This window comes from Spirulina sp. CS-785/01 (assembly GCF_028330525.1).
Taxonomy (GTDB): domain Bacteria; phylum Cyanobacteriota; class Cyanobacteriia; order Cyanobacteriales; family Spirulinaceae; genus JAQMSD01.
The window spans coordinates 24,151-36,148 of record NZ_JAQMSD010000233.1; the positions used below are offsets into that span (position 1 = coordinate 24,151).

Genomic DNA, 11,998 nt, shown 5'->3' on the forward strand with positions numbered 1-11,998 from the left:
ATATCGCTTGCTTTGGGGTGAATGAATCAGCTGTTTTCATGGTCTCGTGACTCGTGAGTTCAGAGACTCGCCCGACTGGGAGGTTAAAATGGCAGTCTAGGCCATAGAGAGGCACAACAGCTTCTACAAAAACGTTCGCTGTAAACGTTCTCTCTTTTTGATCTTAATCAACCGTTAAAAAATCTTAAAAGTCTTCTATCCATAAGGTATCAAGTAATGTGGCCGATTGGATGGCTTTTCCCAATTGATATTGGCTGTAGTTGCGCAGGACTCGTTCTACTCCCATCCAGGTCATAGTGTCGCTAGGATGCAGGTTTGAGGGGAGTTCGGGGTAAATGAGTTGTTGCAAACCGGCCACTTCTTTGGCGTTAAGATGAGCATTGAGGGTGATTTCTGTATTTTCCGGGAGGGGGAGATTCACCAGTCCTCCCCCGTCGAAGCTAAAGCTAACCCGCCATTTTTCTCCTTGGGGGTTGGGGGTGATCAGGTCTCCAGTTAGACAACAGTGTTGCAGTTGCGGGGCCAATCCGGTAATGGCTAAGAGGTGATAGAGGCCATGGACTAAATGGGCGAGAATTTGCGGGGTGGACTGGGTGGGGTTCGGGTTCAGGATTAGCCGATCTAAGCGTCGTAGATGCTCGTTGAGGAGTTCGTATAGGTCTTCCTGCGTTTGCTCGCTTAACCCCACTGCTAAGACGATTTCTGCCCAATATTGGCCTGTGGCCAGTTTGGCGAGGTTACGACTGAGGCCGGGGTAAGATTCGAGGGTTTCGGCTTGAATGATTTTATCGAGCGATCGCCCCTTCACAATCAAGAGTTCATTGACCACAAATAGCTCTAACCTACCCCGTAAGCGAGACTTCGCTTTTCTAGCACCCGGCGCAACAGCATAAACCAACCCTGCCTGGGCCGTTAATATTGTCACCAAGCGATCGCTCTCCCCATAGGGCATCGTCTTCAAATTAATTCCCGTCGCCTTAAAACTTTGACTCATATTTTTTGGTCAAACGTTAGGTCATCATAGTACAGTGGTGCGAATCGTTCCCTCGAAAGTAAAGGCTGAAATGCCTGAAACGTATGAGGGGCAAGGGTCTCAAGTGAATGAGGAGTAATCCAAGTTCCCCCCTGACAACTGTTTCTAAGTCTCGACGAAAATGGTAAAAGTGTAACAACAGATACCAAATCCAAGGTTGAGAAGGGTAGTGTTAAGAGATTGTAACAAATCTTAACAATTTGTACAATCTCTACCCTACGTCTAAAGGCAGCCCCAGATTTGGGATTGATAACCCCAGGACTGAAGCGGGCTTGGCAAGGCACTGAAGGTGAACTGACACCTAATAACGTGACCACCGACAATCCGACATGGTTAAACATTACGTTGAATGTTCAACTTGAACCCCAGTTACTATGAAATAGCCAAAATCAGTTGACAGGCTATGCTCAAAAAAAGAGCAAGGGGAAAGGTAGGAAAATCACTAATTTACCTACACCTAACACTCAGAAGTACCCCTGGGGAAAGAGCAAACCTAAATCGGAATTACCCTTAGAGACGGAACGAGATAACCCCATACTCCCTGTCTGATGAACATGGTCGATAACCAGACAAGTGATAAGTCTAAGCGTAAGGGATATGGGGGTGAGATGTAGTAAGAAGCAAATGCCCGACTGTAATGGAAGGGATAGGCTGACGTACTACGGCTTGTAAACAGATATGGAGTCTAGTAGTGGTTAAATGTCAATAGCGAGTTCCAAAACTACGAACAATGAATGGGAAAACCTACCTTGGGGTAAAATCCAGCGAAAGGTTTTCAAGCTACAAAAAGCTATATATCAGGCTGCAAGTCGGGGCAATAAAGCGAAAGCACGTCGTCTTCAACGTTTGCTCAATAAGTCTTATTATGCAAGACTCCTAGCAGTACGCAAAGTAACTCAGGACAACCAAGGTAAACGAACTGCAGGAATTGATGGAGTCAAATCTGTCAAACCCAAAGAACGGTTTCACCTGGCTGAGAAACTACGGAAACCTAGCAAAGCCAAAAGCCTAAGACGGGTATGGATTCCCAAACCCGGTAAGGATGAAAAACGTCCCCTTGGTATTCCAACCATATACGATAGAGCCTTGCAAGCCTTGGTTAAACTAGGATTAGAACCATACTGGGAAGCTCTATTTGAAGCGGAATCATATGGTTTCAGACCTGGACGGTCAGCACATGACGCAATAGATGCCATCTATAAGAAATGTCATAAAAGAAAGCAATTCGTATTAGATGCGGACATTGCAAAATGTTTTGACCAGATTAACCATGATTACCTTATGTCAAAATTAGATTGTCCCTCTGTGTACAAACGGAGTATCAAACAATGGCTAAAAGCCGGAGTTATGGACAATGGTGTATTTGAAGCAACAGAAGCGGGAACTCCTCAAGGAGGGGTCATCAGTCCACTCCTAGCTAACATTGCCCTACACGGAATGATTGAATCGGTTGTCAATAGCTTCCCAAGAACAAAGGTTATTGACGGGAAAAGAGAACAAACCTATCGCCCGAAAATCATCCGATACGCCGACGACTTTGTGGTGTTAGCCAACACACCAGAAGTTGTACTAGAAGCCCGACAACTTATCGAGGAATGGTTAAAATCTGCTGGCTTACAACTCAAACCAGAAAAGACACGGTTATGTAATACCTTGTCAGAATGGAATGAGGAAAAACCTGGGTTTGACTTCCTAGGATTCAATATCCGGCACTATCCGGTGAGTATCCATAAAGGAGTCAACACAGGAAGAGGAACAAAACCCTACCAGTTGTATATAAAACCTTCCAAGAAAGCTGTGCAAAACCACTACAATGCCTGTAAAGAGGTTATTAAGCGACTTAAGACCGCACCTCAAGCAGCACTCATCAGTAAAATAAATCCTATCATTAGAGGATGGAGTAGATATTTCTCAACGGTAGTATCCAAAGAAATTTTCTCCAAAATTGACCATATGATTTGGGTTGCACTTAGGGCTTGGACGGTATCTCGATGTGGAAAAGCATCCTATGAGAAGCTAGGAAACTATTTTTCAACAGGAAAGCATGGGAATTGGACGTTCCAAACAAAGGATGGTCTAACCCTGACAAAACACATAGAGACCCCCATTAAGAGACATATCAAAGTTAAGGGGAATAAAACACCCTATGACGGAGACTGGGCTTATTGGACAAAACGGATGAGCAAGGGTTACGGTGGTATCCCCACCCGAATTACCAAACTCATGAAACGACAAAAAGGACGGTGTAATCATTGTGGACAATATTTCACACACGAGGATTTGGTGGAAATTGACCATATTTAACCAAAATCCAAAGGTGGTAAGAATGAATACTCCAACCTACAACTGTTACATCGTCATTGCCACGACATTAAGTCACAAACTGACAATGCAGCACCCATGACAGGGGATAGCAAGCTAGAAGCCGTATGAAGCGAAAGTTTCACGTACGGTTTGGAATGGGAGGGGTAGCCCGTGAGGGTTATCTCGACCCCTAATTACGCTCGGTGCATTTGCCCTCTCTCCCTATTAACTCCATGAATCAATCCCCCAAACAAATTATCGTTATCGGTGGTGGTGCAGCCGGATTTTTTGGGGCCATTGCTTGTGCATCCTCCCATCCTCAGACTTCCGTGACACTGCTAGAAGCGGGAAAACACCCTCTCAGTAAAGTGCGCATATCGGGGGGAGGCCGGTGTAATGTGACTCATCATTGTTTTGAACCTGCGGCCTTGGTGCAGAATTACCCTAGAGGGGGGAAAGCGTTACGGGGGGCCTTTACCCGGTTTCAACCCAAGGATACGGTTGCTTGGTTTGAACAACGGGGGGTGAAACTGAAAACCGAGGCCGATGGCCGGATGTTCCCTGTTACCGATGACTCGGAAACTATTGTGAACTGTTTACAAAAGACGGCACAACAGGCCGGGGTAGCAGTACGCACAGGCTGTCCTGTAAAGACCCTAGAACGGACAGAGACGGGGTTTTGGGTGGGGCTACGGGGGGGAGAGGGGTTAGGGTGCGATCGCATCTTAATTGCCACCGGAAGCAGTCCTCTGGGACACCGTTGGGCCCGACACCTCGGCCACACCGTACACCCCCCCGTCCCCTCCCTCTTTACCTTTAATATTAAAGACTCCCGCTTACAAGACTTAGCGGGAATTTCCGTGGACTCGGTTTCCCTACGTCTCCTCACCCCGGATAAACAAAAACTCTCCCAAACAGGCCCCATTCTCATCACCCATTGGGGGTTAAGTGGTCCAGCTACCCTGAAACTCTCCGCTTGGGGGGGCCGAGTCCTTTGCAACCATGGTTACAACCTCCCCCTGCAAATTAACTGGACTCCCTCCCATAACCCCGAAACCCTCCGTCAACACCTGCTGACGGTGAAAGCAGAATACCCGAAACGGAAACTCGGCACAATTTCCCCCCTTCCCCTCCCCAAACGACTTTGGCAACAACTGGTGTCCCATTGCCAACTCAACCTACACACCCCTTGGGCCGAGGTTTCCAAAAAAGCGATTAATCGACTGGTTGGGGAAGTCACCGAAGGAAAGTTTCAAATTACCGGAAAAGGGGTGTTTAAGGAGGAGTTTGTCACTTGTGGGGGGGTGAGTTTAAAGGAAATTAACTTTAAAACCATGGAAAGTCGCCGTTGTCCGGGGTTATATTTTGCTGGAGAGGTGTTAGATATTGATGGGGTGACAGGGGGGTTTAATTTTCAAAGTGCTTGGACAACGGGATGGTTGGCGGGTCAAGGGATGGGAGACTTTTAGACGGTTAAGAAAGTTGGGCTAAAATAGGCGGAGACGGGTCTATTTGTTTTGAGGAGCAATACACTATGGCCAAAGCAAGTATTAATGGGATTATTATTGCCGAAAGTGACCATTGCGAAAAGGTCGAGATTTCTATGTAGGTGTAACGGAGTAAAGCTTAACATCTTCCAAATTGAAAATGTTGGGTAACGCTACTAAAATTAACGAAACCTTCAATGGTTAATTGGTTAATGGTTAATTGGTTAATTGGTTAATGGTTAATTAGTTAATGGTTAATTGTTTTAAGACTGTAACGATTGTTCTAATAACTCTAGAATGCCTCGGTCATCGAAACTTTGAGAGAGTTGTAAAATGCGATCGCTAAACCGATAATAACACCGATTTAACGCCTTTAACCGTCTAGCCTCATTTTCAATCCCCTCAATATCGCCAATTTTAGCGGCTCGATAGAGAGTTTGTAATTCCGTCACTGGGGGAACTTGTAGAGTTTCATCCTGCTCAATATCCCCATCTGAGGAGTTGGCCGCTTCATACACCCACTGTAAAGGTAAATATTTCTCTAAAATCGTGAGCAAATGCTTCACCTCAATGGGTTTCGGGAGAAAATTATTACATCCGGATGCGATCGCCTTTTCTTGATCCAAATGGGATATACTGGCCGAAGACGCAATCACCGGGATACTTTGCTGCATCGAAAACCGTAATTGCCTCGTCATCTCATAGCCATCCATTTCCGGCATCATTAAATCCGTAATCACTAAACTAGGCGAACATTGAGTAATCTTCAATAACCCCTCCTTACCATTATCCGCCTCTACCATAACAAACCCCAACGGTTGGAGAATATCCACCAACACCGCACGATTCAGCGCGACATCATCCACCACTAAAATTGTTTGACATTCCCCCGTATATCCCACCACTTGGCCTTCCTCCACAGGGAGAGGATGAGCAGCCGCCCCTTCCACCACCGGAAGTGCGAGATCAAACCAAAACACACTGCCTTGGCCCAACTGACTTTTCACCCGAATATCACTCCCCATCATCTTCACCAATTGGCGAGAAATCGACAACCCTAACCCCGTCCCCTCATTGCGTTTAGACACCTTCCCCACTTGTTCAAAAGGACGGAAAATCTTTTTCAGTTGTTCAGGAGTCATTCCCACCCCCGTATCCTGAACCGTAAAACGCAATTGACTGAGGGGTGGAGGTTCCTCACCTGTATCCTCTCCCGTCGCAGACGCAGACTCCCGTTCAATATCTCTCACCTCCACCCTTAATATCACCTTTCCTGCATCAGTAAATTTCACCGCATTTCCCAATAAATTGAGCAACACCTGACGAAGGCGTTTTTCATCCACTAAAACTTGATTGGGTAAATTGCGATCGCCATCATACTGAAACGTCACCCCTTTCCGTTCCGCCCGAATACGAATAATTTCCGTCACCCCCAACAAACAAGACGGTAAATGCACCTCCTGGGGAAACAACTCCATGCGTCGCGCTTCAATTTTAGACAGATCGAGAATATCATTAATCAGCGTCAGCAAATGGGACCCCGCTTGATAAATCACATCCAAATCTTTTTGATGGGCTTTCAAAGCATCCACCCGTTGTAAAATTTGCGCATACCCCAAAATCCCATTAAGCGGAGTCCGCAATTCATGGCTCATATTCGCTAAAAACTCACTTTTCGCTTGGTTGGCCGCATCCGCGGCCTGTCGTGCATCCTCCAACTCGTGGGTATAGGAGCTAATGCGGTCCACCAGTTGATTAAACCCTTGGGCCAAAGACCCCACTTCCCCCCCCGTAATATTAGGACAACGGAGATCAAAATTAGACTCTTGGGACATCTGACGGGCTACCTGTTCCAGGGTTTTCAGGGGATAGGCAATGGCATGACTGGTCACCACCACTAAAATAATTGCCACTAACACCGATCCCCCCATACTACTGAGAATAATCCAATGTCGTAACTGTTCGGCCCGGTTTAACTCCTGGGCTGCATTCTGATATTGTGTCTTAATCACCTGCTCCATCCCCCTCAAGGTTTCCAACAAGCGATCAAACTCCACCTCAATCTCTTTATTTTCCGAACTGGTGAGTGCGGCCACAATAGTCTCTCTCGCATCGGGGATTTCTTCCTCGGTTAAAGTGGGGGGATTAAGGGTTTCCCATAACTCCTTCACCCATTGTTCATAATCTTCTGTCGTCTCTTGATAATGATTCAGGGTAGAACGTAACTTGGGAACATTGACTTTTGACTGGGGAGCATGAAGATCGAGAAAGGTTTGGAATTCCTGAATGGTCGTTTCCACTCGTTGTAGATCATTGCGAAACTTGCCAACTTCGTACTCAAACCAAATGGTATCCCCTAAAACAATGATCAACCGTTGGGGGTGGAGATGAATGGCTGTAACACTATTTTCTAACTCGTGGAGGAGGTTAAGTTGTTGATCAGCAACAGCAAGGGATTGACTGGCACGGGATTCATAATAGTCCCCAATGAACAATCCGGTTAAGGACCCTAAAACAGCGACTCCAAGAGATAAGGTAGCACTCAGGGCAATTTTTTGAACAATACTTTGTCCCCGGTTCAGGACAGTGAAAGGGTTTAAGGTGCGCAATTTTTGCGAACAGAAGTGAGCCAGCTTAAACATAAGAACTCAGAGAAGTAAGGCTAGCAGGATTATACGAATGGGGTATGAAGAAGTTATGAAGATACCAAAGCAGGAATAGGCAAGAGGCAAGAAATCGGTTAGCTGGACTAACCACGGGGAAACTAAACGAGTGTAAAGTGTTAGGTGGGTTTCGAGTAATGTGAGTTTCTAGAAAGCCATAATAATGAACTTCTCAATCGTTCTTTCCCGATTAATCCCTCTTACCTGCCTAAACTTCAATTGTGAAAATCTTATAAAAAGTTTCCTTCTCCAATGGCTTGGTAAACCTCTCTAATCATGTTGTAGTCACTATCTTCGACCGAGACTAAGGTGGACTCTTTATATTTTGCATTGGCGGGGGCTGACGCTAAAGCGGTAATTAACGCTTTTTGCTCTACAATCATGCGATCGCGGAGTTGCATCATCAAATCCATGTCACTATTACTATTGACCACTAATACATCATTGGGCAACGAGGGGCCTTTTTTGAGTAAGCGAAACTCATCGGCTGCAATATCGTCTTGTTCTAAAAACTGTTGATAATCAATCACTGGCCCCCCCCAAGCGTCCACTTCTCCCGCTTTGAGCGCATTTAAACTCCCTTCTCGGCCCAACATTTTCACTTGATAATCGGTTTTAGGGTTGAGTCCTGCGTCCATGAGCATTTTAGTGGGTCCGAGATGTCCACTGGTGGACCCCACTTTTAACATCGCCACGGTTTTCCCTTTGAGATCAGCTACAGTTTTTAGGGGACTAGATGCGGAAACCGCAATTGCAGGATGATAATTGGGACGGGTAATGGCAATGATAGGGATGGCATTGGTGCGGGCCTGAATGACCACATATTCCGAGGGACCAGTCAACGCTAAATCGACTTTTCCGGACTGTAAGGCGGATGCGGCCTCTAAATAGCCGTCCACGGGATAAAATTCTATGGGACGCTCTAAGACGCTTGATAAAGTGTTCCGAAAGGCTTCATAATCTCGTTTGAGGTTGTCGAGTCCCTGTACATCCGTTATGGCAAGTTTTAGGGGGGGTTGAGACCCAGTGGTTTTTCCTGGAGAGGAAGCATTGGGTTGTTGAGTGGCGGCAGTGCAACTGGCTAAGAAGACGGTTGCTAGGCCAATAAAAGATCGTCGTTTCATGGTTCAATCCTTCCTCTATAGCAGTAATCAGTAATCAGTAAACAGTAATCAGTAATCAGTCATCAGTAATCAGTCATCAGTGAGATACGTCTTTAATTATGCGGTTGTCTAGCGTTGGCTTGATTTAAGGTCTTTCCATCATGCTATATCAAAAATATAGAATCATAAGATTATTATTCATCCTTCTCCCTGTTTAACAATCAAAATTTAATGCAAGGTTAAGATCGCTAATTAGGCACGTCTTGGTAGGAGTAGAAGGACACAATTGGACAATTGGATGAAAAAAGGAGGATTATGGCTACAATTGAAGCGAATCTGAATTATTTTTAGGCTCAAGTGGTATAGTATCACGGAGATACGTTTGAGCATAGCCAATGCTGGACAAATTCACGATTCAAGGCTGATCTCACTGATGACTCTCAGTGAAACTAACCATTGTTGAAAGTTGGCTAAAAGCCTTACTGTGATTAGTTTCTGACCTTCTTTTTAGGTTAACTTTCTCCTTGATCTTTCCATCTGCCTTCTGCTCTCTGCCTTCGGATACTGATTACTGATTACTGATTACTGATTAGCGATATTAGTTTGAATATAATTACGGAATTGAGCCACTAATTCAGGATTTCGCCAACCTTGTTGGGCTTCTTCCGTAAGAATACGGAGAGCCGTTTGGGGGGAACAGGGTTGTTTGTGGGGCCGTTGACTGGTGAGTGCATCATAAATATCGGCCATTTGAAACACTTGGGCCAACCAGGGGATATTTTCTCCGGCCAGGCCATCGGGATATCCTGTCCCATTCCAGCGTTCGTGATGATGGCGAATAATGGGGAGAATTTGCCGAAATTCGCTGACGGGTTGACAGATTTGTTCCCCGACTAAGACGTGCTGACGGAGGAGGGTTCGTTCTTGGGGGGTGAGTGTGTCGGTTTTGAGTAAGATGGCATCGGGAATAGCGATCGCGCCAATATCATGGAGATAGGCAGCATCTTTGAGAGATTGTAGGTCGGCCTTGGAAAGGGAGAGAAATTGCCCAAACCCTTCCACTAACCGCAGCAATTGTTCTGAGGGGTTGGTTGTCCCACAGCAACGGCCTTCTACGGCCTTGGCAATGGAGAATAAAACCTGTTTGGATTGATGAATCGTATCATTAAGGCGTTTTTGTTGAATTAATGCCTTAACGCGAGTGGTGAGTTCTAGTCGATCTAGGGGTTTATTTAAAAAATCTGTTCCCCCGGCTTCCAATCCTTGGAGACGGGAAGCGCGATCGCTTTCTACCGTGAGAAAAACCACCGGAATTTCTGCGGTTTGAGGAGTTTCTTTCAGGCGACGACACACTTCCATCCCATCCATATCCGGCATAACCATATCCAGCAAAATCAGGTCAGGAGTCTCCTTTTGGGCGATTTCTAAGGCTGTGAGACCATTATCAGCTTCAAGAACCCTGTAGCCCTCCAGTTGGAGTAAATCTACAGTTAACTGACGAGTTAATCCGTGATCATCAATAACGAGAATCATTCCTAGTTCTGGGACATTCTTTAAGGCCACATCGGAGTTCTGGGTTGTTTCGAGAAGTGCAATCACTGCCTTGCCTACCTGGTCGATCATGATTTAATACCTAGTATGCTCAATTGTTGTGGGGGTTGGAATCAGTTTTTTTACGGAAATTATTTTGAGTCAAATCTTTCTACAGTGAGACTTGATTCAAGATAAAAGGGTGATTTACTTAGAATTGAGTCTTTCGATTTACAGAGTCTTTAAAAAGATTGCCACCGTTTTTTCCAATGGGTGGTAGGTTCGAGAAGACTCTGTTTTTGTTCCCTTTGTCGAGTTTGCAAAATCGTGGTTTGAGAAGCGTTTAAGGTGCGATCGCGGTAAGGAATAGCAGCACGGGTGTGCAAATGTTCTTGTTCTTGCTGAGAAAGGGGTTGAAGGGCATATGGGGAAAAACTGGCAATAGTGCCAGGGGATTTTCGTCCAATTCCCGGAGTTGTGCCAATGTGTAGTCCAGCCAATCGTAACGCTTGACGCACTGCCGCAGCACAGGAATAAGTCGCTAGACGGCCTTGGGGATGTAAACATTGCACCAAGGCTTGTATAAATTCTACCGTCCATAACTGAGGACAGTGAGGGGGAGAAAAGGGATCAAGAAAAATTGCATCCGCTTGTAAGGGTTTCTCCGCCAACGGGAGAAGGGTTTGGCGGGCATCTCCTAAGTCGAGTTGGGCGGTGAGGTAGTCCGTTTCCACATAATGCTGGTCGGCCAACTGTTGTAATAAGTCTGCCACAGGGATCGGCCAACCGTCCAAAAGATGGTGCGCGATCGCGCTTTTCGGCACACGCTCATCCCACTCTAACGCCACAACCGTCACCCGACAATCCGGATTCACCTGCCAAATCGCCGCCAAGGCCGCCGCCGTATTATAGCCCAACCCATAACAAACATCCAACAGCGTCAGATGCTCAGTAGAGCGAGCTTTCTCCGGCAATAAACAAGGCAACACAAACTTATAAGTCGCCTCCTGCATCGCCCCATAATGAGAATGGAAACTTTCGCCAAATTCCGCCGAAAAAAACGTAAATGACCCATCGCCAGTGGGTTGAGGATGAAATGAGCAACTATCCATAAGCAAAAAAAAATTGTGGGTCTTGATTCTTGAGTCGCGGGTCGAGAAGTCTTCCTTCTCCCCAACAAGACAGCAATCAACCACTAAGATAGAAAAGAGAGTCTTTATCTTTAATAACAATCTAAACCCGTTTTGTCATGGCCGATCCCCTCCAAGAACAACCCCTACAACGACTACAACAACTCCTCTGCTTTCTTCCCCTAGTCGGCATTGTTCCCGCCCTGTGGACGCTCTATCAGCCCCACAGCACCGGGAAACAACGCAAAACCGCCCGACAAGCCCTTACCCTTACACTCCTTTGGGCGATCGCCTATAGTCTAACCGGAATCGGGGCAACCCAATTAACAGCCCTCAATCACCTGCGTCTGTTATATTTAGATAGCTTAATCACCTCCGGTTATTTCCTCACCTGTTTAGTGTTCATGGGTTTAACCTGGCGCAAAGCCCAAGCCGACAGACTCAACCAAAAATCCCCCTCTCCTCGCTCATCTTGATCAGAAATTCCTGACCCCCTTAATTGATGGGGAATAGGGGGATGGGGGGGGATAGGGGGATGGGCAGAGGGGACAAGTTAAGATAATATCCTTTGTCAAATATTTAGGAGCGTCGGGAAATAGCCCTTTGTGTCCTTTGTGTCCTTTGTGTCTTTGTGGTTCAATTCCCCAACTCTCAACTCTCAACTCTCAACTCCCCCAAATCCCCTTTGTGTCCTTTGTGTCTTTGTGGTTCAATTCCCCAACTCTCAACTCTCAACTCCCCCAAATCC

7 protein-coding genes and 1 pseudogene are annotated in these 11,998 nt (G+C 46.1%); 3 read left to right on the plus strand and 5 right to left on the minus strand.

Annotated features, from left to right (window positions below; all coding sequences use genetic code 11):
* Positions 1–184 precede the first annotated feature (184 nt).
* Complete coding sequence (gene recO, locus PN462_RS15185; protein ID WP_272129463.1) at positions 185–994, minus strand: DNA repair protein RecO; 810 nt, start codon at positions 992–994, stop codon at positions 185–187.
* 738 nt (positions 995–1,732) lie between these two features.
* Between recO and ltrA the strand changes: the two are divergent.
* Both ltrA and PN462_RS15195 read left to right on the plus strand, forming a co-directional pair.
* Positions 1,733–3,466: pseudogene (ltrA, locus tag PN462_RS15190) on the plus strand (group II intron reverse transcriptase/maturase).
* A 104-nt stretch (positions 3,467–3,570) separates the two neighbouring features.
* Complete coding sequence (locus PN462_RS15195) at positions 3,571–4,806, plus strand: NAD(P)/FAD-dependent oxidoreductase (protein ID WP_272129467.1); 1,236 nt, start codon at positions 3,571–3,573, stop codon at positions 4,804–4,806.
* A 281-nt stretch (positions 4,807–5,087) separates the two neighbouring features.
* Here PN462_RS15195 and PN462_RS15200 read toward each other — a convergent pair whose 3' ends face one another.
* From PN462_RS15200 to PN462_RS15215, 4 genes are all read right to left on the minus strand, one after another.
* Positions 5,088–7,433 carry an ATP-binding protein gene (locus tag PN462_RS15200; RefSeq protein WP_272129470.1) on the minus strand — a complete coding sequence of 782 codons (2,346 nt, stop codon included), beginning with the start codon at positions 7,431–7,433 and terminating at the stop codon, positions 5,088–5,090.
* Positions 7,434–7,717: 284 nt separating this feature from the next.
* A complete protein-coding gene (locus PN462_RS15205; protein WP_272129472.1) occupies positions 7,718–8,611 on the minus strand; it encodes a PhnD/SsuA/transferrin family substrate-binding protein in 894 nt (297 codons plus the stop codon).
* A gap of 561 nt (positions 8,612–9,172) precedes the next feature.
* Complete coding sequence (locus PN462_RS15210) at positions 9,173–10,213, minus strand: response regulator (protein WP_272129475.1); 1,041 nt, start codon at positions 10,211–10,213, stop codon at positions 9,173–9,175.
* A gap of 149 nt (positions 10,214–10,362) precedes the next feature.
* Positions 10,363–11,232: a tRNA (5-methylaminomethyl-2-thiouridine)(34)-methyltransferase MnmD gene (locus PN462_RS15215; protein WP_272129477.1), complete on the minus strand. Its 870-nt coding sequence runs from the start codon at positions 11,230–11,232 to the stop codon at positions 10,363–10,365.
* Positions 11,233–11,369: 137 nt separating this feature from the next.
* Between PN462_RS15215 and PN462_RS15220 the strand changes: the two genes are divergently transcribed.
* Entirely contained in the window at positions 11,370–11,726 is a 357-nt protein-coding gene (locus tag PN462_RS15220) for a hypothetical protein (protein ID WP_272129479.1), read from the plus strand.
* Positions 11,727–11,998: the final 272 nt, after the last annotated feature.

What these genes read in the sequence shown, in the direction of transcription:
- PN462_RS15220 (WP_272129479.1), top strand. Translation starts at nt 11,370, where the DNA reads ATGGCCGATCCCCTCCAAGAACAACCCCTACAACGACTACAACAACTC.
- PN462_RS15205 (WP_272129472.1), bottom strand. Translation starts at nt 8,611, where the DNA reads ATGAAACGACGATCTTTTATTGGCCTAGCAACCGTCTTCTTAGCCAGT.
- recO (WP_272129463.1), bottom strand. Translation starts at nt 994, where the DNA reads ATGAGTCAAAGTTTTAAGGCGACGGGAATTAATTTGAAGACGATGCCC.
- PN462_RS15215 (WP_272129477.1), bottom strand. Translation starts at nt 11,232, where the DNA reads ATGGATAGTTGCTCATTTCATCCTCAACCCACTGGCGATGGGTCATTT.
- PN462_RS15195 (WP_272129467.1), top strand. Translation starts at nt 3,571, where the DNA reads ATGAATCAATCCCCCAAACAAATTATCGTTATCGGTGGTGGTGCAGCC.
- PN462_RS15210 (WP_272129475.1), bottom strand. Translation starts at nt 10,213, where the DNA reads ATGATCGACCAGGTAGGCAAGGCAGTGATTGCACTTCTCGAAACAACC.